We start from the raw sequence: 25837 nt of genomic DNA, 5'->3' as shown, positions 1-25837 counted from the left end.
CCCTTGGGTGTCATAACCAAATCAACGTAGGAAATTAATCCTAAGTCTGCATCCTAGTTTGGCAATTCCAAGAGTTACCGGGGATTACCAAGGCTTACACTAGGAGAGCGTGACGCATAATATCCACTGGCGGAGTTTGTCCTAACCAAATTTTGAAAGCTGCTGCTCCCTGTTGCACCAGCATTTCCAATCCATCAATTGCGATCGCTCCCCGTTCTTTGGCTTGTCGTAAAAACTGAGTAGGATTAGGAGTATAAATCAAGTCATAAGCGATCGCATTTTCCGGCAACCTGGCCATGGCTAGCTCATCAACAGGAGACTGCTCGACCTTGGGATACATCCCCACCGGAGTAGCATTAACCAACAAATTGGCTTGGGCCAGGAGTTCCGGTAGTTGTTCCCAAGGATGAGTATGAATAGTAATAGCAAGGTCAGAATTAATCCAGCTGTCCTGAAATTGACCTAACTTTTCCTGATTGCGACCAAGCACATGAATCTCAGTACAACCGAGTTGAGCACAACCGACTACTACAGCTCGTGCTGCACCACCACACCCCAAAATGACTACAGTAGTTTGACTCCAATCCCGGTCATACCCTTGCAACGGGGAGATAAATCCTTCGATATCGGTATTCGTACCAATCCAACCCTGATCGGTGCGATAAACCGTATTCACTGCTCCCACCCCTTGAGCCACTGTTGAAATTTCCGACAACAAGGGGATGATAGTCTGTTTGTGGGGAATAGTGATACTGAAGCCCACTAGACCAATCGCCTCAAAACCAGCGATCGCATTTTTCAAATCTGCTGATTTTACCGGTAAAGGTAGGTAGACATAATCCACACCCAAGGATGCGATCGCTCGGTTATGCATCAGTGGTGATAAAGAATGTTCCACTGGATCACCAATCACACCCAGTAACTTTGTTGTTCCTGTTATTTGCACCATCACCCACGTTTTACGCACATAACTTTGAATTTTAATCGCGAAATAGTTAATAATTGCGAGATTGCTCAATTTTTCAATATTTCTTATTAACTATTTCTTATTAAGTCTTATTAAGATTGCTGCCTTCCGTTGATAATTAGTTAACAATTCCTTGACAATTAACCGTCAACCGTCTAATATTATTACCCCAAACATCACATTTGAATGAACTATCATTTTTCTCATGGTGGCTAAAATAGATCATATCAAGCCAATTATAGTGGCAATTATAATACCAATTAACTAGGCAGCAACGGCATGAACCCAGCTGGTATTCAAAAGAGTGGAGCCATGAATTCAATCATTTGTATGAAATGTGAGCAAATCAATCCCAGTCGGGCAAGTTTTTGCTCTCGTTGTGGTGCCTCTCTATCTCCTTCCAGTACCAGTCCCCTAGAGACTAATCTAAATAATACTAATCTAGACAATTCATTAGACCATAGTAATCTAGACCATAGATTAGAGACTGGAAGCCGATTACGCGATCGCTACATAATTCAGCGCACCTTAGGACAAGGGGGATTTGGCAAAACCTACCTGGCCAAAGACACTGGACGCTTTAATGAACTAGTAACCCTAAAAGAGCTGACTCCAAGAAACCAAGGCACCCATACCCTAGAAAAAGCGGAAGAACTATTTCAACGGGAAGCAACCATGCTGCACAAGCTTTCATCCCCCCAAATTCCGAGATTCTGGGAATTTTTTCGGGATGGCAAACGGTTGTTTCTCGTCCAAGACTACATTGAAGGAAAAACCTATCAAACTTTACTCGAAGAACGAGTAAGCAAAGGGGAACGGTTCAGCGAAACCGAAATTATCCAACTGTTTCAGCAATTGCTCCCGGTCTTAAGCTACCTGCACCAATTAGGCATAATTCACCGGGATATTGCTCCAGACAATATTATCCGTCGTGCTTCCGATGGAGTGCCAGTATTAATTGACTTGGGTGGTGTCAAACAAATTGCCCTAGAAGTCAATACTCCGGTAACAAGTGGGCAAAACTCTGCCATCTACGCTGGTGGGACTTGTCTAGGTAAAGTTGGCTATGCACCTGATGAACAGCTACGCCTAGGGATTGCTGCTCCCCATAGTGACCTGTATGCTTTGGGAGTAACAGCGCTAGTACTGATGACTGGCAAACAGCCCCAGGAACTGGTTGATCCTTATACCCTCAACTGGCGAACTGAAGAAGAAGTAACTCTATCCCCAGATTTTAATAGTATTCTATCTCGTTTGCTAGCATCCCAACCCTCTGAGCGATTCCAATCTGCTCAAGAGGTTCTAAACCTAATCGGAACCGATTATTCTGATGATTCTAAAGTTAGAGAAACAGAAATCAAGGGTACTGTAGCTGTAACTCCCCAGTCTAAATCCTACCCGCCACCGACTCCCATCAATAATTCCGGTTGTAAGCAAGTGTTTAACGAATCTGTGCCAGTGCCAGCAGAGATTCAAGGCTGGAACTGGGGTGCCTTTTGTTTACCAGGTTTGTGGTGTGTTACCAATCAAGTGTGGATTGGACTGATTGCCTGGACGGATCTATCCTTAGTGACTGGATTTCTTGCTTGGCCAGTGATGGGGATTATTTTGGGCATCAAGGGCAATGAGTGGGCATGGAAAAGTCGCCGTTGGAAGAGTATCAAAGCCTTTAAGCGCCATCAACGGGGTTGGGCAATCACATCCTTCGTCATTACTGGTATCATAGTTACTCTACTATTGTTGTTATTATTAGTATTCTTGATTGGGGTAACCTCCCTAGTGCCGTGGTGAATCACCTATTGCTCAACAGTAGCGTCGGTGTGTTCAGTGCGTTCGATGCTAGTTCCAGGTTAAGCCTAGGGGCATTGCTATCACTACCTAAAGGAGAATAAACATGACTAGCTTTCCTGCCTGGACTCAAATAATTATCAGCATGTCCGAATCGCAAGTTTTTTACACAGAAGAAGTAACAGGCTATGACAGCATAAGCTTAGTTTTACCTGGAAAGCCCTTCGATCTAAGCCTTTCCTTAGATACCTATGAAGACGCGATCGAGATAATTTTTGAAATTTATCCAGACCAAAATGCTTACCGATTAAATATGCGGAACAAACAGGAAGGAGTAGACCTCCAACAGAAAAGTACTGAAGAAAATTTAGATTTAACTGGATTAGACGCACGCCCAATTGGAACCTACAGTGAATTTTGCCGACATTTAGAAGAATTGTATGGAGTAGCTCAAGAAGTGGGTTGGTAATCGTAAATTATAGCAATTATACGACTGGTGAGGTACACAATTTCTAGATTTTAGGGAACAGGGAACAGCGGATCTGGGGACAGGGAAGAGATAAGAGGGAATAGCGATGGGCTGCCTTCAGACAGGTAATCACCTTCAAATAAGACTGTACCTCATGAGTCCTATAAACGCTATATGAGTTATTAACTATTAGCTATTAGCTATTAGCTTTTGAATAAAGAGGTAACCATTAGCTAATCTCACAGGGTCAAAGCCTGTGCCACTAATAGAAGCCTGTGCCACAAAGCTGTTCTGTGTAGCGTGGCCATAGGCCAAAAAGGTTTATTTTAAGCTGACTGCTGACTGCTGACTGCTGACTGCTGACTGCTTACCTAAACTAATTAATAAGTTTTACAGCTTGTCTTTTGACAATTAACCTGACCTGATTTAATATTTCATGGGCAATTTACAAAAGTCCATGGTAGAAACAACAATTGTCGATCGGATGAGCAAGACCTTATTAAGTTACCGAGCCAAAGAAAGCATACTTAGCCCTCAGGACTTAACACTATTTTCAGCACTTAGAACTATTTTAAAATTAGCATCAGCCAGTCTAGTAACTATCAGCTTACTTGGTAGTGGTTGTGGAATGGTAGCCTATGAAGATCTAGATTCTGAACAGCTCCATGCTCAGCTCCATGGTCATAAAACCGAAACCGGTAATCACCATAGTAAACAGATGGAGCATAATCACCATAATCACAAGGCCGGTAGCAGTAGCAACCATGGTGAAGGAATGGGTCATCATCATGGCACAATGGAAATTCCTTCTGGTCAACCTGTCCCAGATGTTGACCTAGTGGTGTATCCAGATCCGATGACAGGATGGAATTTAGAAATAAAGGTTTCTAACTTCCAATTTTCTCCCAAGAATGCTAGCAAAGCCCATCAACCAGGAGAAGGACATGGACATCTATACATCAATGGCAAAAAAATTAACAGGATTTACAGCAATTGGTACTATATTGGCAAGCTTGAACCTGGTAAAAATGAAATCAAGGTTACCTTAAATTCCAACAATCATCAGGATTTAGTTCATAATGGCGAAATGATTTCAGATACTGAAATTATCGAGGTTATGTCGGATTAGAGGTGTAGTTACCGACAACTGCAGCGAAGTGTATGGTTTTGTGGCTATCTGTGGTGGCTATTTGTTGTGGCTACGAGAGTGGCTCGGAGTCTACGCCTATCGTAAGCATCCCTTATTGCTGCTACCTTCCGGTCCTGACAAGGTTTGGGCGTTGCGATCGCGTCGATCCGAACCACATATTATAATAGCATGAATTTTTCAAAATGGGAAGGAAGATCAATCGTCTTGATCTATTTCGCGAATATCCCCACCCCGTAATAGCATGAAGAGCTTACACAGTGGGGCATACCCACTTTAACCATAAATTTCCCACTGCCGCGAGGGGTAACTTGAACAATGGGATATTGACCATAGTCAGTATCATAGTCAACGGTTTGGCCATTGTTATCATACAGACCTAGGTCAATATCAAGACAAGCATCATCACAAAAACTTACTAAGGTATAAGATTTACCAGCTTCTAGCTCCAGGGTAAATGCATCGACTTGGTTCCGGGAAAGTCTATTGACTAACGGTGGATGAGTTGGCATATACTCGCTGTTTCTTAAATACTTTGCTGCTGCGATTAATTTAGTTTCAACTTGCCCCTGACGAGCAGAGCTAGCCAAACCAGCAGTGGGGGTGAATAGTAAGCTACTAGCTAGGAGAGCTAGGCCATTACGAACTATCTTAGTATTAATCATATACAATAGCAATAAGCGTTTGAATTAATGTTGACTTAAGAGTGATTTTTAGTTATTACAATTATTAGCAATGCCTGTAACGAATAAATCTTACCTTTTGGTAATTTATAATTGTATTACGATTACCAATGGCTCCAAAAATTTCATGTTCCAGGCTTAAAAAGCGTTTAGGTGCGCTCTTACTTGGCGAATTTAATTCGCCACGGGTCGCACCTCTAGAATACCAATGTAGTAATCTTAGTCTCACTCAGGGTTGATTAGTGCTTGTTGTGCCAATCCCAAATCACTAATGTAGATGCACACACAGCCTTTTCAAACGAGTAGCAGATTCTTGGGTAGTCAATAGGATTCACTATTAACACTTATCACTAGAATCTTGATTCCTAAATAGCTCTTCTAGGTTGCTTATGTTATGATTATCGGAGACTAATGTATGGGATAACGTATACGAATGTCTAACTTATGTATGATTACACTCAAGGATTACCAATCTGGCAGGTAATTTAGAATTAGGTATGAGGTAAGGTATCAGCTAATAAGCTACATAACATATGGTGCTTCTTGAGGTGCTATCAGTTTATGGGCGCTTGGGCAAGCTACGGAAACAGCTGTTGAATAAAAACTGATGAGGATACTTGCCAAAAAAAAACTCCGCTGGTGAGCGAAGTAAGTAAGGTTAAATTAGAAATTATCAGCTTTGCTGAACTAATGAATGATAGGAATTAGATTTGGGTAGTTAGCCAATAGTGAATTACCAATTATTCATGACTATTATCCATTACCGATTTCCATAAATCATGCCATTAATCAGCAAGGCCAAAGATTAAAGCTTGGTGCCGCACTCAGGACAAAAATTGTTACTTGCTACATTCTTGGCACCACAGTTACTGCAATAGATTAGCTCCGTAGCATTCTTAAGTAATGCTTTTTCTGGTAAACCGATCATTTGGGCATTACTCTTACCAGGGGCTACCATTGGGTAACAATTCTCGTCTTTGGTGACATGAACATCTAACAAGACAGGACCATCGTAGGCTAGCATTTGTGCGATCGCATCCTGTAGTTCATCCCGACTAGTAACTATCATGCCCTTAACCTCGTAAGCCTGAGCCAGTTGCACAAAATCCGGCATCCCGACTTCCATATTGGAAGAGGAATAACGCTGCCCAAAGAATGCTTGTTGCCACTGGCGCACCATTCCCTGCCAACCGTTGTTAATGATCACGGTCTTAACATTGATGCCATATTGGGCGAGGGTACCCAGCTCCTGAATATTCATCTGGATACTAGCATCACCAGCAATACAAATCACTTGCTGATCGGGTAATGCTACCTGGACTCCCATGGCTGCTGGCATGCCATAGCCCATAGTTCCCAATCCCCCACTGGAAATCCACTGGCGCGGTCCATTATTAAGAAATTGAGCTGCCCACATCTGATGTTGACCGACATCCGTGGTGTAGTAAGCTTTAGGTGCTTGACGCCCTACCTCTACAATCACTTCTTGGGGAGATAGACTATCGGGGTATTCAGGCACATGCAAGGGATAGTCCTCACGCCAACGGTTAATCCGTGCTAGCCATTCTTGGGTTTGATTAGGTTCTGCTGAGATATTCATTTCCTGGTAACGGCGCAACATATCTTGCAAAACCCGGCGCACATCCCCTACAATCGGTACTTGGGGAGAGCGGTTTTTACCCACCTCAGCGGGATCAATGTCGATGTGAATCACTTGAGCGTGAGAGGCAAACTGATCCAGTTTCCCGGTCACCCGGTCATCAAATCGCGCCCCTACAGCAATCAGCAGGTCACACTCACTAACAGCAAAGTTAGCATAGGCAGTGCCATGCATCCCCAGCATTTTTAGGGATAGGGGATGGGATTCATCAAATGCTCCCTTACCCATCAACGTCGTAGTTACCGGAATTTGGAAGATTTCTGCTAGTTGGCGCAGTTCATCATGGGCACCAGCAGCAATGGTTCCACCACCAACGTAAAGCAGAGGTCGTCGTGCTTGCCGAATTAAATTTAGGGCTTGGTTAATTTGGCGGGGATTGCCCTTTAGTGTGGGACGATAGCCCACCAACTTGAGTGTATTGGCTTCCACAGGTACGTAGTCACATTCCTCTAAACCCACGTCTTTGGGTATGTCAATCAGGACTGGTCCAGGACGTCCGGTGCTAGCGATGTGGAAAGCTTCGGCAACAATCCGCGCCATATCAGCAGGGTCACGCACCACATAAGAGTGTTTGACAACGGGCAAAGTAATCCCATAGATATCGGTTTCCTGGAAGGCATCAGAACCAATGGCAGGACGGGCGACTTGACCGGTTACACAAATTAGAGGAATTGAGTCCATGTGAGCGGTAGCTATACCGGTAACTAGGTTAGTGGCTCCTGGACCAGATGTAGCAAAACACACACCGACTTTGCCAGTAGCACGAGCATAACCATCAGCAGCGTGGGATGCTCCTTGCTCGTGTCGGACTAAGATGTGCTGTATTTTACCAGCAGTTTCCCAGTGGTATAGTTCGTCATAGATAGGTAAAATTGCTCCACCGGGATAGCCAAAGATATGGGTCACACCGTGACGGTGGAGACTATCCATTAGAGCAAATGCTCCTGTGCGGCGAGTGGGGGTAGTTGATGAGCCTGGGGTTTTTGAGATTACTTGGGATTGCACGCTTATCACCTCTAGTGGTAGATCGGTTCCTTCGGTGCGACCCGTGGCGAATTAAATTCGCCAAGGTCAAGAACACCTATGCTGTTAATGGTGTTAGATTGCTGATAATAGCTGAGCAGAATTTTAGAATAACTGTTAATTTTACTACAGTAGGGGTTTTGTGTTTCAGTTTACTCTTAATATATGGAACTGTCCAGACAACTTGGCAGGATTTTTCGGTTGAGCACTCTGGGTCTAGTTATCAGCTAGAAGCATCAAATAGATAAATCAGTTTAAGATTGTATGCCAGTGGTAACTCTAACTAGTTATGCTTTAGGAAAAATTTATAATTTAATTTATTCTATTATTTTAGTACTAAATAAGTAAGGACTAATTTTAATGGTGAATAAAGTTCCAAATTAAACCAGTAGGATTTTAGATCGTTTTGCAAAATCTAATTATTTTTCGAACCTCATGCTAGGGCTAAGTTATCGAGTTCAGTTTTTACCTCTCGACTTAGACGTTGGATATGTTCGATCGAAAAAGATTGCGTGGCAAAGCGAGCTTGGCTCCGACAATATTCACAACATCCTTGAGCTCGTGATTCAACTGCTTGTCTATGTTTTGCTTTAATTGATTTCTCAGACATTGCCAGGGAGATGCATATCCAAATCTGCCATCAGGGTGCTTAAGGATATTTGACGTAAACGAGCTAATTCTGCCATGGCTTCGACACGTTTAGCTTCGATAGTTTCCACTTGATCACTTAAAGCCAAAAGTTGCCTATACTCATCAGGTGTCAGCATCTCCATTCTTCGTTTTTGAATCAGTTCATCGTAGCGGTTTTGAAGGTCTGGTGGTACACCTTGATTAATAGTTATTAGCAACCTAGCCTGATATGAAGAAAGACTGGGGGCTTTCCGTTGTGCCTGGAGGGATATGATGTATGCTCCAACTTTCTCCAGTTCAGATAAACTGAGTTGCTCGACAGCTCTAAGTAACTGGTCGTAGGATAGCTGAGCTTCGACTTTAAGATTTCCCATTGGTTGTTAGTCGAGTTGAATGCTTATTTAATTATAAAAAAATAGGAGCGAAGCATTGGGATAACGCTAAACACTCCAAGGTAGATGTTTTGTTAAAATATTTCGCGATAATTAGGATAAAAACTCCTTTGATAATCTAGTCCTTGATCAAGGGCGACCTAAGGGTCGTTTAAACCCTTAGGTAAACTAAAAAACTTAATCAACAGTCACTGGTAATTGGGTTTTTCCAGAAAGCAAGGCTTTGGTTGTTGATTCTCCTGCTTGTTGCAATTGTCGTCCTAGCTGTACGTTCAATAACGTTAGGGCTAGGGACTGACCAATGATGGCCAAGAAAACACTACTTGCAGTAGCATACTCCAAACTACTCCAATGGAATGCGGAAAATAGCCATAAAGCAGGAGTATCATAGGGATGCATCGACCCAATCGAGAAAAGGATGGGGGGTAAGAGAATCAATCCTCCTACCGTTATCACAGCACCAGCAGCTCGCTTCTTTGCTTTCATCAACAGCATTAACTGAGCAACTGTGGCGTAAATCATGATAATAGTGCTATTGAGCAACAGTGCGAACAGGGCAGGTATCTTGTACTCATTGCCAGGCCAAAGTAGGATCCAGGGCAGCAACATCGCCGATGCGATCGCACAATTTATTGCCACTGCTACCACAGCTGGACTTTTGTCACCCCAGATTAAGTCAGCTATCACCCCTCCTTTTTTGCGGAAAGTCCGATCCTGATGTCGGTAACGGGCCCAATCTTGTAAGGTTTGTCGATGGGGACTCAAGGCAGCAATCAGAGCTAAAAACAGCACCAGGTTGAAGACCAGCAGCATCTGTGAATTCTCTTCCAAGCCATGGGTATAACCACGCCAGTTTTTGACTTGAGGGTTGAGGGCAAATCCTAAAATCACTGCTTGCAAGCTAGCGGTCAGCCAGTAACTCTGTTGCTTGTTAATCAGGGTAGCTTTAGGGTTATGGAAACAACGATTTAGCCCTTGCCCAAGCCAGTAGGTCCCAACACCGTAGTTGAGGACAATAAAACCAGCCATAGTCCAGAAACTGGCACCGATATGGATACCAAACCAGCGCAAATCTTGGAAACTACGGTGATAAGTAGAAATCCTACTCCCATCAAAGGAATTAGAATCAATCAGGTACGGTAAGACAATGGTAGGATTAAACAACGTTAGCCAATCGGCTGGGTAATGGCTGACACCACTGTCATGAATCACCATGGTCGTGATCCACACAAAGATGAGTACAGCACCAGAACCTAACCAAGCTTGGAAACCTCCTAGAGATCTACTAACTAAGCCAAATAGTAGCGCCATACTATAGCAAAATAGGCAACTGGTACCGAGAACGGTGTAAAATCCTAAAAGCTCAAGCAAATGGATTTTACCAGCAATAGCTGCCCAAAAATGCAATGGTAGGGCAAAAGCAACTGCTAGATAAAGCAATGCTGGTACCCCCAGTAGTTTGCCACCTAGGATGCTCCGGCTTGACTGAGGTGTCAGGCGCAGAAAGTTGAGGGTGCCACGACTTTCTTCTTTGGAGAGGTCACTGATTAGCATATAGGTGCCAACCACCAACAAGCTGAAGATACCGATAAGACTCAGCCAGACAAATACATCTTGCCACCACAGAGACCAGTTAATCTCAAAACCTCCCAAGCCATTTGGTAGGCAAGTAAGGTTGGAATAGTCTTTGACACCAGTGCAATATCGGTTATAAATGGTACGATCACCATCAGCTACTGGTAGCTGACTTCCAAAACCGATCAGCATCACTAACTGACCAACCAAGGATATTGCCACTGTAATCAGGACATTGCGCTGTTTGAAACTCCCTTTGAGTTCTCGAAACACCTGGGGATTCAATTCCCCAAGTTGGTTAACTAAATTATTAAGTGCCATATCGCTATTAGTCTCCTTGTAGTCTCCTTGTTCAGAAACTTGTGCAACAAGATTTAACCTGCTCAAACCTGCACTTAGGTGCGCTTTCCAATGGCCGGGGAACCCGGCCTTGGGTCGCACCTCTAGTTATCATGCAGCTATGATCGAGCTATGATGCTTGCTGATGACCTAATTTAAGGAAAATTGTTTCTAAGTCTTCTTGAGAGCACTGGAATTCTGTCAAGGGAATCCCAGCCTTAACCAGCGATCGCAATAGCTGTGCACAATCCTCTTGACCTCCTGAAAAATGAATCCGCATCCGACCTGGTTCTGGTAATATCTCCCAGTCTTCTACAAGGGGATTATTTTTCAATTCCCCTTTAAGTACATCCAGCTGACCTAGGCTTGACAACAGAATTTGCTGGCGACCAAGACGCTGGTAAAACTCATCTAGGGGTGCGCTTTCTAGCAGATACCCTAGTTCCATGATGCCTACTGAGCTACACAGTTGGGCTAAATCACTCAAGACATGGGAGGAAATTAGAATGGTCATCCCCGCTTCTTGGAGAACCTTAATAATTTCCCGAAACTTCATTCTAGCAATGGGGTCAAGACCAGAGACTGGCTCATCCAGCAGCAGTAAAATCGGTTCATGAATAATAGTTCGAGCCAGGCTAAGGCGCTGTTTCATCCCCCGGGAGAGGGTAGAAATCAAACTATTACGCTTGTTGGTTAATTCAATCAGTTCCAGAACATCGTATAAGCGTTGTCGGCGTTTTGAGCCTCTTAATTTATATAGACGTGCGAAGTAGTCTAGGTAGTCCCAAACCGTCAAATCTTCATAGAGGGGAAAATCATCAGGTAGATAGCCTAAACGCTGTTTTAGCCTAGGATTGCTTTGATCTCTTAGCAAACGCTGACCATTGATGTAAATCTCACCAGTGGTAGGTTCTTCCGCTGCAGCTAACATCCGGATCAGGGTGGTTTTTCCAGCACCATTCGGTCCAATTAAGCCGTAAACTTCACCGCTTTCCACTTGCAAATCCACCTCATGCACAGCCACATGCCGGTCGAATTGCTTGGTTAGTCCACGGGTATCAATAGCCAGTTCTTTTACCATCAGAGTCTGGTTTTAGTTATTTCAATTACCTAAGACTAAGGTCTGTCTGGGCCAATAAAGGACAATACCAAAGCCTTCTATTGGTGGGCGTTCCCTAGCCCTGTGAAAAAGCGCGGGGTCGCACCGCAAGGGTAAATTCAGATGTTGGTTTTTTTTCCAGCCTAGCGCTTTATTCTTGATCTATCGGTTTAGATCTATCGGTTTCGATCTATCAGTTGACCTAGGGCGCTTGAGCTTGCCTAGATTTATTGGAATTATTGATCAATTATTTGAGTTATTGATTTGTATCAGTTATCCCTAGCTTAGGGATTCCTTCCGGACTTTTCTTTTGTGGCGAAGTCTGAGTCTATCAGTTACATCGGTGACATCCCTTAACCTATCCCTTGCCAACTCTGCTGATCAAAAAATTACCCTCATACACCGGCCAGATGCTATAGTATCGAGCGATGCAGCGCGGTCTTGGGGGTTTCCCCCATGAGCGACTGCATCAAGACAACGCTATAACTTATACCCACGACACCTCATACTTAAGCATCGACCAAAATACTATGACTTACTCCTACCGCATTACCCTGCTACCTGGTGACGGGATTGGCCCAGAAATCATGGCAGTAGCTGTAGATGTATTGAACCTCGTTGGCAAGCGATTCGATATTAATTTTAAATTTACCGAGGCCCTAATCGGTGGCGTAGCTATTGATGCTACTAATGAACCCCTACCTACTGATACACTAGAACTATGTCGCAATAGTGATGCGGTTTTACTCGCTGCCATTGGGGGTTACAAGTGGGATAATCTCCCCCGCCACCAACGACCAGAAACCGGATTGTTGGGATTAAGAGCAGGGTTAGGATTGTTTGCTAATCTCCGACCAGCGACAATATTCCCCCAACTGATTGATGCCTCGACCTTGAAACGAAATGTGGTTGAAGGGGTAGATATTATGGTGGTTAGAGAACTGACTGGTGGGATCTACTTTGGACAACCTAAAGGAATTTTTTCTCAGGAAACTGGGGAAAAACGGGGAGTCAATACTATGGCTTACACCGAAGCCGAAATTGACCGCATTGCTAGAGTAGGGTTTGAAACGGCTAAAAAACGTGGTGGTAAACTTTGTTCGGTGGATAAAGCTAATGTGTTGGATGTGTCCCAGTTGTGGCGCGATCGCATTACAACCCTAGCAGCAGAATATCCCGATGTGGAACTGTCTCACCTATACGTGGATAATGCTGCTATGCAATTGGTCAGAGCTCCCAAACAATTTGATACCATTGTTACCGGTAATATGTTCGGGGATATTTTATCGGATGCTGCTGCTATGCTTACCGGTAGTATCGGCATGTTACCCTCTGCCAGTTTAAGTGAATCTAGCCCTGGAGTCTTTGAACCTGTTCATGGCTCGGCTCCAGATATTGCCGGTCAAGATAAAGCTAATCCCTTAGCGATGGTACTCAGTGCTGCGATGATGTTACGTTACGGCTTGAACCAGCCCCAAGCAGCAGATTCCATTGAACAAGCAGTTGTAAAGGTTTTAGATAAAGGCGATCGCACAGGAGATATCATCTCAGAAGGCATGAATCTCTTAGGTTGTCGTGCTATGGGAGATTCTCTAATTCAGTGCCTAGAACAATCTTGATCTTATCCCTTGATATTATCCCTTGATTTGATCGGGTAAACCTGCTGTTACTTATAATAACTCAGGAAAATCTGTTGGTTTCCCCTGGTTAATCAGTGCCCTTTTGCGGAAATACCCCCTTGCTGTTAGGGCGTGATTGGATTACAGTCAAACTGAAATAATAGGGTAAAAAGTGTGGTGTATACATCACAACAAAGACAAGAAAACTACCAAACTCGGCTTGAGCTACCGAAGCTGATAGATCCTACGGTTTTGAGAGCAGCTAAGCACATCTACCGGGTTTACTACGAAGTTCATCCATACCAAGATGAACAGCCATCTGGTGTAGCCATTGACAGATATACCCTCAGAGGAAAGTTAATCTTTAGTGATAAACCTATCCTTCTACCAACTGAATGCTTTGTGCCTTTGAGTCAACTAGAAGGGGACTTTTATTAATAAATATTAAGTAAATCGGTCATTGGACTTAGTTTTATGGTAGTAACCGATAGAAATTAGCAAGTAGTGATACAGGATATGGTTGGAGTATCCGCTGCCTTGACAACGTTGATAGTTTGCGCAATAGTTTTCGCTAGTGGTGTATCTATTGGCAGTTTCCTCAATGTAGTCGTTTATCGACTACCTGCTGGTTTATCCATCCTTTGGCCCCCTTCGCGCTGTCCCAATTGTCTGCATAAGCTGGGAAAGCGAGAAAATGTTCCGGTAATGGGCTGGCTGTGGTTAAAAGGACGTTGCCGTCACTGTAGTACCAAGATTTCCAGCCGCTATCCCCTAGTAGAGGCCATAACAGGTTTACTGTTTTTACTAGTTTTCTGGATGTATGGTTGGGGTTGGCAAACCCTAGGATATTGGGCGTTTTTGAGCTGGCTGTTGACTCTGGCTCTGATTGATATCGATACTATGACCCTACCGAATTCCCTAACTCAGTCTGGATTAGTGGCTGGTTTAGTATTTCAAGGAACTACTGGTTTTTTGCAGGGGTCTCAACCCATAGCAATAATTCCTCAATTAATGACTGGGGTGGTAGGTGCAGTGCTAGGGATTTGGTTGTTTGACCTGATTGCCTTTGGGGGTTCGATTGCCTTTGGTCAATCTGCTATGGGGGGAGGAGATGCTAAACTAGCGGCGATGATGGGAGCTTGGTTAGGCTGGAAGTATTTGCTCTTGGCTAGTTTCATCGCTTGTGGTGTAGGTGCTTTTGCTGGTGGCGCAGCCATTGCCCTCGGTTGGATCAATCGCAAACAGCCCATGCCCTTTGGTCCTTTTCTAGGGTTGGGAGCAGGATTGACTCTACTGTGGGGTAAATTAATAGTGTCCACTTACCTAGAACTATTTTTCCCATTGAGCTAAAAGTTATATTAGGTTTCCTTGACCCATTAAGAATTAAATTCGCGCGATTGTCGCGCCTCCAAGGGCGAGTAAATCGCCCTTGGGTGGCACCTTTCGGCAAAGCAGACGCGGGGCGCGTTCGGGTCGCACCTGTTGAATAATGTTCCCTCACTCTCTAAATTTAGAGGTTGAAACCGATAAACTCAGACTTAGTATATAATAGGAAACCTATAAAAATTAACCTAGTCTAAAATTTTAGCTAATTGTCTACTAATCACAATAAGTATAACTAAGTATAACCTATAAATAAAACTACTATAGATGAAATAGCAATAACAAATTCAACGGCTCTGAAAACTATACTATTGGTGCTATTGGTATTGGCCTGTGTCTTGGATAACAATCAGAACTACCAATCTTCGCTGGGAAGCCGAGCTGATGCAGCAGGTGCTAGCTGCTCATGATATCCCAAGTCGGATTCTTGATATTGGGATCATGTCTTATTTAGGTGCAGGTAGTCCTGCGGCTTTACAAGTTCGCTCACCAGATCAATGGACAGCCTTACTGTTGTTGAGTTCCCCAGAGGAAGAGCAGGCAGGACAATCATAAAGATAAAATTATAGCTAAAAAAATTTAGATAATACGTTAACAGGATAATAAATTTTTATGTCTCTATTGGATTGGTTTGCAAATAGAAAACCTAAACCAAGCCCTAAACAACCTCAAGAACGGGAGATTGCTGATGGGCTATGGAAAAAGTGTGAAGCTTGCGGAGTGCTATCCTACGCCAGAGACCTGCAAGCTAATCAAATGGTTTGCACTGAATGTGAGCATCATATGCGAGTCCCTAGTGACGAGCGGATCCGCCAGCTGATTGACCCTCAGACCTGGATCTCACTGGATGAACACCTACATCCGACGGATCCCCTGAAGTTTTGCGATCGCAAAGCCTATAGTGATCGTTTGCGAGACAGCCAAGAAAAAACCAAGCTCACAGATGCGGTACAAACTGGCACCGGTAAGCTAGAGAATTTGCCTATTGCTTTGGGAGTGATGGACTTCCGGTTCATGGGCGGTAGTATGGGTTCGGTAGTTGGGGAAAAACTGACTCGTTTGATAGAAGAAGCAACCAAGCGACAGCTACCGGTTGTAATTGTTTGTGCATCTGGTGGAGCCAGAATGCAGGAAGGGATGTTAAGCCTGATGCAAATGGCCAAAATCTCTGGTGCCTTGGAACGCCATCGTCAAGCCAGACTACTCTACATTCCAGTTCTTACTCATCCTACCACTGGTGGGGTGACCGCCAGTTTTGCGATGTTAGGAGATATTATCATAGCGGAACCGAAAGCATTAATTGGATTTGCTGGACGACGAGTGATTGAGCAGACCCTAAGAGAAAAGCTCCCCGATAATTTCCAGACCTCTGAATATCTGCTAGACCACGGCTTCGTTGATGCCATTGTACCTCGCACCCAGTTGAAAAAAACCCTAGCCCAGCTGATTCGCCTGCATCAACCCCAGGCTACTATACCGGTAGCGGTTTCCTTCCCAGAAGCAGTAGGGACTTCGGAGCTGGGAGTAGGCAGTAGGGAGTCGGGAGTCGGGAGTCGGGAGTAGGGAATCGGGAGTCGGGAGCGGTGCGACCCGTGGCGAATTTAATTCTTAATGGTAAGAGCGCACCGTAGGGAATCGGGAGTCGGGAGTCGGGAGTCGGGAGTCGGGAGTCGGGTAGTGTGGGGAGATGGGGAGATGGGGACTCAGATGGTTTCATAATATTCCCTCTTGCCTCTTGCCTCTTGCCTCTTGCCTCTTGCCTCTTGCCTCTTGCCTCTTGCCTCTTGCCTCTTGCCTCTTGCCTCTTGCCTCTTGCCTTTTGCCTTTTGCCCCTTGCCCCCACAACCCCCACACTTCCCAAACTGTTCCTTAGTTATGATCGCGTTTAATTATCATGGGCTTTGCAGACTTGTCAATTGTGGAAATTGCCGCCGAGTATGACCTTCGAGTAGAAGAGGTATTCGATCTATGCCAGCAGTTGGGCATTGCTTACAAAAATCAAGACACCCATCTGCCTCTAGAAGATGCCAAGGCTGTTATACTAAAGATTTTGTCTGAAACAAAGGGTAATCATTAATACCTGAGTTAGATAGCCGTGATTGGTTGACTCGGATCCCCCTCAGCGAGAGAATGTGCAGGGAATCAGTTAATGCTGTTTTGAAAAACTAATCCCATATGAGCCACATTTTTAGAGGAGAATCAACAATGAAGCGATTTATCTTGCTGATCACGGCAACCCTATTCTTTGCCTTTCATATTGCAGTGGGCAGTTCAGCAGCCCTCGATCTGCTTGAAAAGGACCGCACCGTACCTTTAAATGAAGCAGGTGACATGGTGGTTCTGAGTAACGAAGAGGTCACTGAGGGCTTACGCTTGTTTAACGATAAGTGTTCTCAATGTCACAAAGGAGGTTACAGTAAAACTGACCCTAACGTTACTCTTGCTGCTGAAGACTTAAAGTACGCAACGCCACCCCGTGATAACCTGGAGGCTTTAGTAGACTACCTCAAGCATCCTACCTCCTACGACGGGGAAATTGATATTTCTATATTTCATCCAAGCACTGATAGTGCTGATATTTTTCGGTATATGAGGAATGTCACCACAGATGAACTCGTTGATATTGCTGGTTATATTCTCTATGAGGTCAACACTAAAAGCGAAACGTGGGGTTGTGGTAAGGTCTGTAACTAATTACGTTTGTTTGTAGAGAGGTTAAGAAGCACGAAGCGAAACGCTTTATGCTTAATTTAAGCAGCAAGGGCAGAGGCTTCTTCTGTTGGCAGTTAGGGGTTAGGGGTTAGGGGTTAGGGGTTAACCAAAATCAATAACCCTAGCTTCTTTAACTAGACCTGATTCGCTAATAGAAGAAGCGTCTGTCCTGTTGCTCAATCAGTACATATCACGTTAAATACTCAATAATACTCAATGCTCCGTAGATTATTAGACTTCTGTGAGAAGTCGGGAACAGGGAACAGGGAACAGCGATGCAGCGCGGTCTTGGGGAGGCAGCGCGGTCTTGGGGGTTCCCCCCATGAGCGACTGCCGTGGGTTTCCCCCACTCGCTATTGCATCAAGACGGGAACACTGGAGAACAATTCAGGGGAACAGTATCAAAACACTACTTTCGCAAGAGGTCTATTAGTATCAATCCGTTATTTGCTAGTGGTTCTGGTGTTCTGCCTAGGGACATGGACGGTTAGTTCACCAGCCCACGCTGCGGTTAACGACTACGTCAGGCACTACCTAGATGTGGCAGAACCTGTACCGATTGCTGTAGATGGCAAGGGAGAGACTAAGCTGTTTGACGGCGAAGACTTGTCCGTTGGTATAAAATTGTTTTCCCAAAATTGCCAGAGATGTCATGTGGGAGGAGCTAATCTCATTGATCCCACTGTTTCTCTATCTCTGGAGAAGCTAGCTGGGGCAAAACCACCTCGGGATAATCTCAATGGTTTAGTTGCTTTTATGAGGCAACCGATGACCTATGATGGTGAAGACGAAAGCTTCTGGTGCCGTGAAGTTCCAGAGAGTTGGCTATCACAGGAAAAAATCGAGAAGTTAGCGGCATTTGTGATCAGAGCTGCACAGAAAGGACCAGGATGGGGAACTGAGGATTTATTTTAAGTTAGGAAATTGGGAATCGGGAATCGGGAATCGGAACCCACCCCTAAAACTTAGTTAGTAATCACCTGCTCGAATCTCTTCATTAGCTGATTCTTGGGCTTTCTTCATAGCACTTTCTAAGGATTGCTCACCCAGTAAGGCACTCAGAAATTGATTATCGAAATGGGTTTGAATGGTTGGCAAGGTTTCCCCAGCCTGCCAAATGGTTGCATAGGCGGCTCCTTTAATAAAAGGAGCATAGAGGGGATTTTTTTGATAGCCTAGTTCCGATAACACAGATAGCCGAGAAGGTAGTACTAGTCCGGCTTTTCCCCAAGCTTTCATTCCTTCTTTGCCGGTTAGATAGGAAATTAGTTGCCAAGCTGCTTCTTTATGTTGAGCTTGCTTGTTCATCACATAAGCAACGGTATAAGCCATTGTTCCTTTTTTACTACCTAAGGAGGGAACTTCAGCGGTGGCGAATTTAATTTTAGGAAATGTGTCTTTGAGATAAGGAATCGCCCAGCTACCTTCGATGACCATTGCGGTTTTACCCTGACCAAACATTTCGCTACCAGAACTAGCCCCAACGTCTGAAGGTAAGGCAGCAGACTGGTAGTTTCGGTATAGGTCAATGACAGTTTTAAGACTTTTAAAACTTTCAGGAGTGGCAAAGGTAGCGTAGCCGTTTTTGTCAACTAAGTTAGCTCCAAAAGCTTTAATGAAAAAATAGAGACGAGCCAGCTCCTGATTAATTCCCAAACCATAGCGTTCATTTCTGCCATCGCGATTCTTATCAACGGTGAGTTTTTGGGAATAATCCCGTAATTCTTCCCAAGTTTGGGGTGGTTGAGTTAAATTAGCTTGTTTGAATAATTGCTTATTGTAAAAAAGGGCAAGGGTGGAAAAATCTTTAGGCAATCCGTAGATTATTCCATTATATTGGAATGCTTTAAACAGAGAGGGTTCAAAGTCAGCTACATCAAAATTATCAGTGCGCTTAATGTAGTCATCCAAAGGCTCCAAAACATCATGAATCATTAGTAATGGGGCTTCATAGGCATCTAAATAAAAGATATCTGGAGCTGCATCACCAATTAATCGGGTTTTGATCACATCCATGTATTGACCAGTGATGACTTCAAGCTTAACCTTTACCTTGGGATGTTTAGCTTCAAATTCTTTTAGTACTTGCTCTAGTAATTGTTTTTCAGTAGGGCTGCTTTGCCAACCACCGAGAGTGACGGTGGTTACTCCATCTAGGTTACTGCTGCCACAGGCTATAATGCAGAGAATTATCAGCGGTAAGATTACCCATTTTGACAGGATTTTAGTCATTTGTTTAGGGTTGACGGGTAAATTTAAATTGATATAACCTACTAATTCTACTAGAGTGCAATACCGATTATGAGCAGACTGTCTGACCAATTCAAAAATCCTAAAACACTGATTAAGGTAACTGGTTGGCTACTGTTGCTACTGACTGGGCAAACAGTGATGGTGGATCTGAGGCCAGCTACTGCCCAAACTTCATCAGAACCGAGATTTTTTGGGGAGCCTCTACCAACTATGACCCCATCTTCTCTACCATCGGTTAACACTCCCCCTTTATTTTTGCCGACCGCCTCACCCAACCGGTCAAGCAATACTCTTAATCCACCTGAGTTAAAGGTCAACGACACTAATCGATCCATAACGAATAGATCAATACCCATCGCTAATCTCTATCGGGTTGATGTGGTGGGTGATAGTTATTTGTTGTTATCCCAAGTACAAGAAATTGAACCACAAGCGTTTGTGCGCGAGGGAGAGGGTGTGATTCAAGTAGGTACATTTATGGATCGCTACAATGCTCAGTCCCGTCTCCGGGCTTTGGAAGCTTTGGGAATTCCAGCCCGAATCACAACCATTGCACAACAAGCATTTGATGGTGGTGCTACAAACCTGAGCAACATACCAACTTTTTCATCCGATGGCTCGATCACCTATGGCTCCCGTTTGGTGTATCCAGAAACAGGATTAAATTTGGCGAACCGTCGTTCTGTGAGTTCTGGTTCTAATCCAGGGGATTCAGGAGAATCCAGGGGTAGGAGCTATTTTGTTGCTATTCCTGGAAATGCTCAGAGGTTACCAGAGATGGTAACGGAATTGGTTAAAATTGGGATTGCCCAGGATTTAGTCAGCCAACGAGATGCTCCAAGAGGTAAACATGTTGCTGTTGGTCCGTTTAAAAAGCGGGGGGAGGCAGAACGTTGGAGTAATCGTTTGCGCTCTGCTGGTTGGGATGCACGGGTGTATTTTGGTCGGTAGGGGCAGAATGTAGAATGCAGAATTAAGAATTAAGAATTAAGAAGGCAGAATTAAGAATTGATGCAGTCTCAGAATCGGCGAGAACTAATTGAACAAGTGGTGGTAACTGCTGAGCAGATGCGTGAGATTGAAGGGCGCATCTTTGAGGCGGGGATGCCTGTAGCAGCTTTGATGGAAAAGGTGGCAGGATTGATTACTCGCTCTATTCAAGGTCTTTATCCCTGTGCTGAGAATAGGCGAGTGGGTGTGTTAGTTGGTCCTGGTCATAATGGGGGCGATGGGTTAGTTGTTGCTCGTGAACTTTATTTACAGGGGTATGAGATCCACATTTACCGTCCTTTGTCGAAACTGAAGGAATTGACTGACTACCATGCTCGGTATGCGGTTAGCTTGGGGATTCCTTTTTATGACGAGATTGAAGCGCTGTATGAGTGTGACCTGATTATTGATGGTTTGTTCGGATTTGGACTGACGCGATCGCTTTCTGGTAGTATCGCTGAGGCGGTTGAGCTGTTGAATCAATGGTCACAACCGGTGGTGAGTATTGATTTGCCTTCGGGATTACACACTGATACTGGGGAAGTGTTGGGCATCGCGGTTCGGGCTACCCGGACATTATGCTTAGGGTTGTGGAAGTTGGGGTTTCTGCAAGACCAAGGGTTGGATTATATTGGTGAAGCTCAGTTAATTGATTTTGGTATTCCCCTCAAGGATATTTGGTCCATTTTAGGTGAGCCACCAGATTTGCTCCGAGTTACCGAAACTGTTGCGAAACAGTTTTTGCCTTTACCTCGCCCTAAGGTAACGCATAAGTACCAACAGGGCCATCTGTTGCTGATTTGTGGCTCTAAACAGTATTCAGGGGCAGCAATTTTGGCGGGATTAGGGGCTCGTGCTAGTGGGGTGGGGATGCTTTCAATGGCAGTGCCGGAGTCTATCAAACTGCTAGTGGTCAGTCACTTGCCAGAAGCTGTGGTAATTGGTTGCCCAGAAACGACGGCGGGTGCGATTGACCTAAGGTCACGCTACGCCAACGGATTTTTGCCTGAGTTAGTGTTAGAGAAGTTAAACCAACCCTCTGGTAGTGATTCTGGTAGCTATCATACTTATAATGCGATCGCATGTGGTCCTGGTTTAACAAAGGATGCTAAGGATATAGTGCAAGGGGTTTTAGCTGCCCAATGCCCAATTGTTTTGGATGCGGATGGTTTAAATATCCTGGCGGAACTGATCACTATTCCCACTTTGTTGAAGCGTCGAGGCCAGACAGTGTTAACCCCTCATGTTGGAGAGTTCCGACGTTTATTTCCCGATTCTGCAGAACTGTTACCGGATCGAGTCAAGGCTGTGCAGAAGGCATCCCAATTGAGTCGCTCTGTGGTGTTGTTAAAAGGAGCCAGGAGTGCGATCGCAAATCCCAGGGGCTCGGTGTGGCTGATTCCTGAAAGTACACCAGCTCTAGCCCGAGGGGGGAGTGGCGATGTGCTCACTGGACTAGTGGGAGGTTTGATGGCTCAGCCAGTTCTGTCTGAGCATCCTTTGGAGGCAATAGTGGCAACGGCAGCCTGGTGGCATGCCCAAGCTGGCATTTTAGCGGCTCAGGAGCGGAGTGAGTTGGGGGTCGATGGGGGGACCTTGGCAGAGTTTTTGATGGTAGTGGTGAGAGGGAATAGGGAGTAGGGAAGAGGGAATCGGGAATCGGGAGTAGGGAGTAGGCAAGAGGCAAGAGGCAAGAGGCAAGAGGCAAGAGGGTTAAGAGTGTTGTAAATGTGGTAAGTGTGGTAAGTGTGGGGAGAGGGAAGATCATAAAACCAAAGGCTAATTAATGATGCTTGTCACCCCCTTAGCCCACACCCTACTCCCTACTCCCTACTCCCTACTCCCTGCTCCCTACTCCCTCTTGTTAACAAATTAAACCTAAAGCTTTCTCTTTAATTTGCTCTTCGTCAATCTTTTCTTTCAGTTCACTATCTGTATATCTGCCTTCTAAGGCTTCTAATGCTGCTTTTTTTAGGGCTGTCTCAAAGGCATCGGTTAAAATTTCTAATAATTCGTCTTGATTTGCATAATATCCTCCTGATTTTCGCCGTTTGTTAACTCGTTTAATATTTTTGCTGGCATTATAAATAGAAAATTCCCAAGAGCGGGTCGTGCGTTTTTCTACTTCTTGCTTGATTAAATGTAATAGTAATATGACTGCATAGCTATAAATTTTATTTAGTTTATCCTCCCTTGACATTTCTTCTAGTTCATCAACAATTTCTAAGGCTTTATGATACTTTTTTTCTTCAATTAGTTGACGTAATAAGGTTAATTCTTCCATGTCATGGGTTGATGGGAGTAGGGAATCGGTAATCGGGAGTCGGGAATCGGGAGTCGGGAGTCGGGAAGTTGGATCACCCCCCTTACAAATCATCGGGATTGATGCCAAGGGTACGCAATTTTTCTGCCAATCTTTCTGCCCGTTGGGATTCCTGTTCTGCCCGTTGCTTTTGCCGTTCTGCCCGTTCTGCTGAAGTCTCAATCCAATTACCAGCTCCATCATACCAACGCAGCCACAACCCTTCTGTGTCTTGATATTTACCTTGCCATACTCCTAACCCTAATTCCAGTTCTGGAATCCAAAATTTGGGCTCAGAAAGCTCTACTTCCTGATACTGGGTGACAATTAATTGAAACACCCGCAACTGGTTTTCATAAGCGATGCAGCGCGGTCTTGGGGTTTCCCCCATGAGCGACTGCATCAAGACACGGTCAAAGACAACATAGTAAGGAATGCGCATATATTGTTCATAGGCTTGCCATTTAGTGGGTGGCTTGTTGGCAGACCTTAGGGTTTGTCCTAAATCTTCCGCTTCGGTACCTGGTGATAAGAGTTCCACTACCAAAAATGGCGCTCTTCCTTCCTGCCAAACCACATAACTCCAGCGCAGGTCTTGTTGTTGTTGAGCAGGAGTGATACCCAATACCAGGAACCAATCCGGTCGTTTGTGCCACAATAAATGATGGCTATCGTAATATAAATTTAGGTCTGTACCAATGAACATCTCCTCCCTGGGATAGTTAGGAGGTTGGCAGGTTTCCCGCAATAGCTGGGGTTGGAAGTCGTGAAATTCGTCAGGCAAACCAGGCTCCTCTGGGTCTTCACTAGGTAAGTCATACATAGTCGGCATAGTTTCGCTGGGAGAAAGCGGTGGGTCAGTTTGGTACATGATCTTCTGTTGAACCTGATAGTTTGAGGGTAGCACTTGGGTAAGTCACCTAGGGTCCCAGCAGTGGGTTTGTTGCTGTTTGCGTTCGCGAAGCGTGACCGAAGGTCAATCGCAATAGCCATCTCCCCAGTATCAGCTACTGAGCCAATCGAGCCACAAAGTCTTTATGTGCCTTTGAGTCTATCCCCTCCTGAAGCACTGCCAATACCCGTTGCATTTCCCCAGCTAGTAACGGCTCTACTGCCAACTGCAATCCTGGAAACACGTTACTGCTCAGCACCCCCAACTGATCTGGCTGCTGCTGGAGATACTCCCCTGCATCCAATTCATACCAGCGAAACTGTTGCTCTTGCACCAGCCAAACTAGATACTCCTTTACTCCATTGCGCCGGTAAGCCCGTAGCTTGTCATGGAGGTCGTAGGAAGCACTACTGGCTGCAATCCCGACAATCAACTCCGGTGCTCCTTCTATATAGTCATCGTCAGTAATGCGGGACTGTCCACCCTTTTGTTGATCAATGCGCAGAATTGCATCCGGTTGGGGCTCATTATCAAAATCTAACCGCACCGTAGGATTGTCTCCCAACATGACACCAGGGGTAGCGGCTTCATAGACCCCTAGCCAGGTAATGATTTTTCCATGGGGATTGGCATGTTTAGTGATCCTGACGGGAGATGCCACGTAAACGACTCCTTCAATCAATTCTGCTTTCTTGGTATCAGGCATTGCCTGGTATCGTCGTTCAAATTCCACCCGAGTTAAGCGATCGCCGTTTTCCAGAATGGGAATTAGCATCGGTTGTGATGTTGATGTTGCCATAAGCTGTTACCCATTTAAACTCCCTTGTCTTGATGCAATAGCGAGTGGGGGAAACCCCCTGTTCCCTTGCTGCATCGCTTTATGAAATCAGGAAAAAAACCCTGAAACTCTTTTCCCTTCTGCCTTCTGCCTTCTGCCTTCTGCCTTGCTGTTTTGCAATTTAAATGCACAACAGCTTAGACCCCCCTTACAAATCATCGGGATTGATGCCAAGGGTACGCAATTTTTCTGCCAATCGTTCTGCCCGTTGGCGTTCCTGTTCTGCCCGTTGGGATTCCTGTTCTGCCCGTTGGGATTCCTGTTCTGCCCGTTGGGATTCCTGTTCTGCCCGTTGGGATTCCTGTTGAGCGTGTTCTTTTAAAGTCTCAATCCAATTACCAGCTTCATCATACCAACGCAGCCACAACCCTTCTGTTTCTTGATATTTCCCAAGCCAGACTCCTAACCCTAATTCCAGTTCTCGAATCCAAAATTTGGGTTCAGAAAGCTCTACTTCCTGATACTGGGCGGGCATTAATTGAAACACCCGCAACTGGTTTTGATAACGGTCAAAGACCACATAGTAAGGAATCCGCATATATTGTTCATATGCTTGCCATTTGGTGGGTGGCTTGTTGGCAGACCTTAGGGTTTGTCCTAAATCTTCAGCTTCCGTACCTGGTGATAGGAGTTCCACTACCAAAAATGGCGCTCTTCCTTCCTGCCAAACCACATAACTCCAGCGAAGGTCTTTTTGTTGTTGAGCGGGAGTCACACCCAGTACCAGAAACCAATCTGGTCGTTTGTGCCACAACAAATGATGACTATCGTAATATAAATTGAGGTCTGTACCAATAAACATTTCCTCCCTGGGATAGTTGGGAGGTTGGCAGGTTTCCCGCAATAGCTGGGGTTGGAAGTCATGAAATTCGTCAGGCAAACCAGGCTCCTCCGGGTCTTCACTAGGTAGGTCATACATAGTGGGCATGGTTTCCCACACTGGACGGGGATGAACAGTTGGATCTAATTCCTCTTCGTCTGGGTCTTCACTAGGTAGGTCATACATAGTGGGCATGGTTTCCCTGGGAGGACGGGGTGGGTCAGTTTGGTACATGATCCTCTGTTGAGCCTGATAG

Annotated in this window: 26 protein-coding genes and 1 other RNA gene; 13 read left to right on the top strand and 14 right to left on the bottom strand. The window is 44.9% G+C overall.

What is annotated here, in order from left to right; translation table 11 throughout:
* Positions 1–94: 94 nt before the first annotated feature.
* On the bottom strand, positions 95–949 hold the full coding sequence (locus tag F6K64_RS17665) for a shikimate dehydrogenase (protein ID WP_287266023.1): 855 nt from the start codon (positions 947–949) through the stop codon (positions 95–97).
* Between the two features lie 330 nt (positions 950–1279).
* Between F6K64_RS17665 and F6K64_RS17660 the strand changes: the two genes are divergently transcribed.
* The 3 genes from F6K64_RS17660 (at position 1280) to F6K64_RS17650 (ending at position 4353) form a co-directional block, all read left to right on the top strand.
* Positions 1280–2758: a protein kinase domain-containing protein gene (locus tag F6K64_RS17660; protein WP_287265922.1), complete on the top strand. Its 1479-nt coding sequence runs from the start codon at positions 1280–1282 to the stop codon at positions 2756–2758.
* Positions 2759–2861: 103 nt separating this feature from the next.
* Positions 2862–3224, top strand: coding sequence for a hypothetical protein (locus tag F6K64_RS17655; protein WP_287265920.1), 363 nt, complete (start codon positions 2862–2864; stop codon positions 3222–3224).
* A 457-nt stretch (positions 3225–3681) separates the two neighbouring features.
* Positions 3682–4353 carry a hypothetical protein gene (locus F6K64_RS17650; RefSeq protein ID WP_287265919.1) on the top strand — a complete coding sequence of 224 codons (672 nt, stop codon included), beginning with the start codon at positions 3682–3684 and terminating at the stop codon, positions 4351–4353.
* 77 nt (positions 4354–4430) lie between these two features.
* On the opposite strand, the gene ffs is transcribed toward F6K64_RS17650, so the two are convergent.
* From ffs to F6K64_RS17615, 7 genes are all read right to left on the bottom strand, one after another.
* An RNA gene (ffs, locus tag F6K64_RS17645) (signal recognition particle sRNA small type) lies at positions 4431–4527 on the bottom strand.
* 56 nt (positions 4528–4583) lie between these two features.
* Positions 4584–5036 (bottom strand): hypothetical protein, encoded by a 453-nt coding sequence (locus F6K64_RS17640; protein WP_287265918.1) that lies wholly within the window; start codon positions 5034–5036, stop codon positions 4584–4586.
* An 823-nt stretch (positions 5037–5859) separates the two neighbouring features.
* Positions 5860–7719 (bottom strand): biosynthetic-type acetolactate synthase large subunit, encoded by a 1860-nt coding sequence (ilvB, locus tag F6K64_RS17635; RefSeq protein WP_287265916.1) that lies wholly within the window; start codon positions 7717–7719, stop codon positions 5860–5862.
* Positions 7720–8170: 451 nt separating this feature from the next.
* The gene (locus F6K64_RS17630; protein WP_137985801.1) at positions 8171–8347 is read right to left on the bottom strand and encodes an HNH endonuclease; all 177 of its coding nucleotides are present in this window, start codon (positions 8345–8347) and stop codon (positions 8171–8173) included.
* Positions 8340–8741, bottom strand: coding sequence for an STAS/SEC14 domain-containing protein (locus F6K64_RS17625; protein WP_287265913.1), 402 nt, complete (start codon positions 8739–8741; stop codon positions 8340–8342). Before F6K64_RS17625 ends, F6K64_RS17630 begins: the two co-directional genes overlap by 8 nt.
* Positions 8742–8936: 195 nt before the next feature.
* A complete protein-coding gene (locus F6K64_RS17620; RefSeq protein ID WP_287265911.1) occupies positions 8937–10655 on the bottom strand; it encodes an ABC transporter permease in 1719 nt (572 codons plus the stop codon).
* A gap of 148 nt (positions 10656–10803) precedes the next feature.
* Positions 10804–11754: an ABC transporter ATP-binding protein gene (locus tag F6K64_RS17615; RefSeq protein WP_009149944.1), complete on the bottom strand. Its 951-nt coding sequence runs from the start codon at positions 11752–11754 to the stop codon at positions 10804–10806.
* 548 nt (positions 11755–12302) lie between these two features.
* Here F6K64_RS17615 and leuB point away from each other — a divergent pair.
* The 5 genes from leuB (at position 12303) to accD (ending at position 16337) form a co-directional block, all read left to right on the top strand.
* Positions 12303–13391 (top strand): 3-isopropylmalate dehydrogenase, encoded by a 1089-nt coding sequence (gene leuB / locus F6K64_RS17610; RefSeq protein ID WP_044494583.1) that lies wholly within the window; start codon positions 12303–12305, stop codon positions 13389–13391.
* Between the two features lie 177 nt (positions 13392–13568).
* A complete protein-coding gene (locus tag F6K64_RS17605) occupies positions 13569–13829 on the top strand; it encodes a hypothetical protein (RefSeq protein ID WP_009149937.1) in 261 nt (86 codons plus the stop codon).
* Between the two features lie 78 nt (positions 13830–13907).
* Positions 13908–14741 (top strand): prepilin peptidase, encoded by an 834-nt coding sequence (locus F6K64_RS17600; RefSeq protein ID WP_009149935.1) that lies wholly within the window; start codon positions 13908–13910, stop codon positions 14739–14741.
* 366 nt (positions 14742–15107) lie between these two features.
* On the top strand, positions 15108–15329 hold the full coding sequence (locus F6K64_RS17595) for a hypothetical protein (RefSeq protein WP_009149933.1): 222 nt from the start codon (positions 15108–15110) through the stop codon (positions 15327–15329).
* A gap of 57 nt (positions 15330–15386) precedes the next feature.
* Positions 15387–16337: an acetyl-CoA carboxylase, carboxyltransferase subunit beta gene (accD, locus tag F6K64_RS17590; RefSeq protein ID WP_287265910.1), complete on the top strand. Its 951-nt coding sequence runs from the start codon at positions 15387–15389 to the stop codon at positions 16335–16337.
* Here accD and F6K64_RS17585 read toward each other — a convergent pair.
* Positions 16246–16635 (bottom strand): CsbD family protein, encoded by a 390-nt coding sequence (locus F6K64_RS17585; protein WP_287265909.1) that lies wholly within the window; start codon positions 16633–16635, stop codon positions 16246–16248. The two genes, accD and F6K64_RS17585, sit on opposite strands and share 92 nt — an antisense overlap.
* Positions 16636–16668: 33 nt before the next feature.
* On the opposite strand from F6K64_RS17585, the gene F6K64_RS17580 reads away from it, so the two are divergent.
* The 3 genes from F6K64_RS17580 (at position 16669) to psbV2 (ending at position 18401) form a co-directional block, all read left to right on the top strand.
* On the top strand, positions 16669–16851 hold the full coding sequence (locus tag F6K64_RS17580) for a translation initiation factor IF-2 (RefSeq protein ID WP_287265908.1): 183 nt from the start codon (positions 16669–16671) through the stop codon (positions 16849–16851).
* Positions 16852–16979: 128 nt separating this feature from the next.
* A complete protein-coding gene (gene psbV, locus F6K64_RS17575) occupies positions 16980–17468 on the top strand; it encodes a photosystem II cytochrome c-550 (protein WP_009149926.1) in 489 nt (162 codons plus the stop codon).
* Between the two features lie 234 nt (positions 17469–17702).
* Positions 17703–18401, top strand: coding sequence for a photosystem II cytochrome PsbV2 (psbV2, locus tag F6K64_RS17570; protein WP_009149924.1), 699 nt, complete (start codon positions 17703–17705; stop codon positions 18399–18401).
* A 54-nt stretch (positions 18402–18455) separates the two neighbouring features.
* Here the strand turns inward: psbV2 and F6K64_RS17565 are convergent, their stop codons facing one another.
* The gene (locus F6K64_RS17565) at positions 18456–19718 is read right to left on the bottom strand and encodes an ABC transporter substrate-binding protein (RefSeq protein ID WP_287251249.1); all 1263 of its coding nucleotides are present in this window, start codon (positions 19716–19718) and stop codon (positions 18456–18458) included.
* A 69-nt stretch (positions 19719–19787) separates the two neighbouring features.
* Here F6K64_RS17565 and F6K64_RS17560 point away from each other — a divergent pair, with 69 nt between their 5' ends.
* Together F6K64_RS17560 and F6K64_RS17555 are read left to right on the top strand one after the other, a co-directional pair.
* Positions 19788–20690, top strand: coding sequence for a hypothetical protein (locus tag F6K64_RS17560; protein ID WP_044494537.1), 903 nt, complete (start codon positions 19788–19790; stop codon positions 20688–20690).
* A 60-nt stretch (positions 20691–20750) separates the two neighbouring features.
* Positions 20751–22370: a bifunctional ADP-dependent NAD(P)H-hydrate dehydratase/NAD(P)H-hydrate epimerase gene (locus F6K64_RS17555; RefSeq protein ID WP_009149916.1), complete on the top strand. Its 1620-nt coding sequence runs from the start codon at positions 20751–20753 to the stop codon at positions 22368–22370.
* Between the two features lie 223 nt (positions 22371–22593).
* On the opposite strand, the gene F6K64_RS17550 is transcribed toward F6K64_RS17555, so the two are convergent.
* From F6K64_RS17550 to F6K64_RS17535, 4 genes are all read right to left on the bottom strand, one after another.
* Positions 22594–23013, bottom strand: coding sequence for a DUF29 family protein (locus tag F6K64_RS17550; protein ID WP_287266021.1), 420 nt, complete (start codon positions 23011–23013; stop codon positions 22594–22596).
* 82 nt (positions 23014–23095) lie between these two features.
* Complete coding sequence (locus F6K64_RS17545; RefSeq protein ID WP_287265906.1) at positions 23096–23902, bottom strand: Uma2 family endonuclease; 807 nt, start codon at positions 23900–23902, stop codon at positions 23096–23098.
* Positions 23903–24038: 136 nt separating this feature from the next.
* On the bottom strand, positions 24039–24722 hold the full coding sequence (locus F6K64_RS17540; protein WP_229420279.1) for a Uma2 family endonuclease: 684 nt from the start codon (positions 24720–24722) through the stop codon (positions 24039–24041).
* 187 nt (positions 24723–24909) lie between these two features.
* The gene (locus F6K64_RS17535) at positions 24910–25815 is read right to left on the bottom strand and encodes a Uma2 family endonuclease (RefSeq protein WP_071108098.1); all 906 of its coding nucleotides are present in this window, start codon (positions 25813–25815) and stop codon (positions 24910–24912) included.
* Between the last annotated feature and the right edge of the window lie 22 nt (positions 25816–25837).

The sequence above is a fragment of the Moorena sp. SIO3A2 genome (assembly GCF_010672265.1).
Classification (GTDB): Bacteria; Cyanobacteriota; Cyanobacteriia; order Cyanobacteriales; family Coleofasciculaceae; genus Moorena; species Moorena producens.
This window is presented reverse-complemented; position numbering and strand designations above follow the sequence as displayed.

What these genes read in the sequence shown, in the direction of transcription:
- F6K64_RS17620 (WP_287265911.1), bottom strand. Translation starts at nt 10,655, where the DNA reads ATGGCACTTAATAATTTAGTTAACCAACTTGGGGAATTGAATCCCCAG.
- F6K64_RS17600 (WP_009149935.1), top strand. Translation starts at nt 13,908, where the DNA reads ATGGTTGGAGTATCCGCTGCCTTGACAACGTTGATAGTTTGCGCAATA.
- F6K64_RS17535 (WP_071108098.1), bottom strand. Translation starts at nt 25,815, where the DNA reads ATGTACCAAACTGACCCACCCCGTCCTCCCAGGGAAACCATGCCCACT.
- F6K64_RS17555 (WP_009149916.1), top strand. Translation starts at nt 20,751, where the DNA reads ATGCAGTCTCAGAATCGGCGAGAACTAATTGAACAAGTGGTGGTAACT.
- F6K64_RS17545 (WP_287265906.1), bottom strand. Translation starts at nt 23,902, where the DNA reads ATGTACCAAACTGACCCACCGCTTTCTCCCAGCGAAACTATGCCGACT.
- psbV2 (WP_009149924.1), top strand. Translation starts at nt 17,703, where the DNA reads ATGCTCCGTAGATTATTAGACTTCTGTGAGAAGTCGGGAACAGGGAAC.
- F6K64_RS17660 (WP_287265922.1), top strand. Translation starts at nt 1,280, where the DNA reads ATGAATTCAATCATTTGTATGAAATGTGAGCAAATCAATCCCAGTCGG.
- F6K64_RS17540 (WP_229420279.1), bottom strand. Translation starts at nt 24,722, where the DNA reads ATGGCAACATCAACATCACAACCGATGCTAATTCCCATTCTGGAAAAC.
- F6K64_RS17655 (WP_287265920.1), top strand. Translation starts at nt 2,862, where the DNA reads ATGACTAGCTTTCCTGCCTGGACTCAAATAATTATCAGCATGTCCGAA.
- F6K64_RS17560 (WP_044494537.1), top strand. Translation starts at nt 19,788, where the DNA reads ATGAGCAGACTGTCTGACCAATTCAAAAATCCTAAAACACTGATTAAG.
- F6K64_RS17630 (WP_137985801.1), bottom strand. Translation starts at nt 8,347, where the DNA reads ATGTCTGAGAAATCAATTAAAGCAAAACATAGACAAGCAGTTGAATCA.
- accD (WP_287265910.1), top strand. Translation starts at nt 15,387, where the DNA reads ATGTCTCTATTGGATTGGTTTGCAAATAGAAAACCTAAACCAAGCCCT.
- psbV (WP_009149926.1), top strand. Translation starts at nt 16,980, where the DNA reads ATGAAGCGATTTATCTTGCTGATCACGGCAACCCTATTCTTTGCCTTT.
- F6K64_RS17580 (WP_287265908.1), top strand. Translation starts at nt 16,669, where the DNA reads ATGGGCTTTGCAGACTTGTCAATTGTGGAAATTGCCGCCGAGTATGAC.
- F6K64_RS17640 (WP_287265918.1), bottom strand. Translation starts at nt 5,036, where the DNA reads ATGATTAATACTAAGATAGTTCGTAATGGCCTAGCTCTCCTAGCTAGT.
- F6K64_RS17550 (WP_287266021.1), bottom strand. Translation starts at nt 23,013, where the DNA reads ATGGAAGAATTAACCTTATTACGTCAACTAATTGAAGAAAAAAAGTAT.
- F6K64_RS17650 (WP_287265919.1), top strand. Translation starts at nt 3,682, where the DNA reads ATGGTAGAAACAACAATTGTCGATCGGATGAGCAAGACCTTATTAAGT.
- F6K64_RS17665 (WP_287266023.1), bottom strand. Translation starts at nt 949, where the DNA reads ATGGTGCAAATAACAGGAACAACAAAGTTACTGGGTGTGATTGGTGAT.
- F6K64_RS17625 (WP_287265913.1), bottom strand. Translation starts at nt 8,741, where the DNA reads ATGGGAAATCTTAAAGTCGAAGCTCAGCTATCCTACGACCAGTTACTT.
- leuB (WP_044494583.1), top strand. Translation starts at nt 12,303, where the DNA reads ATGACTTACTCCTACCGCATTACCCTGCTACCTGGTGACGGGATTGGC.
- F6K64_RS17615 (WP_009149944.1), bottom strand. Translation starts at nt 11,754, where the DNA reads ATGGTAAAAGAACTGGCTATTGATACCCGTGGACTAACCAAGCAATTC.
- F6K64_RS17565 (WP_287251249.1), bottom strand. Translation starts at nt 19,718, where the DNA reads ATGACTAAAATCCTGTCAAAATGGGTAATCTTACCGCTGATAATTCTC.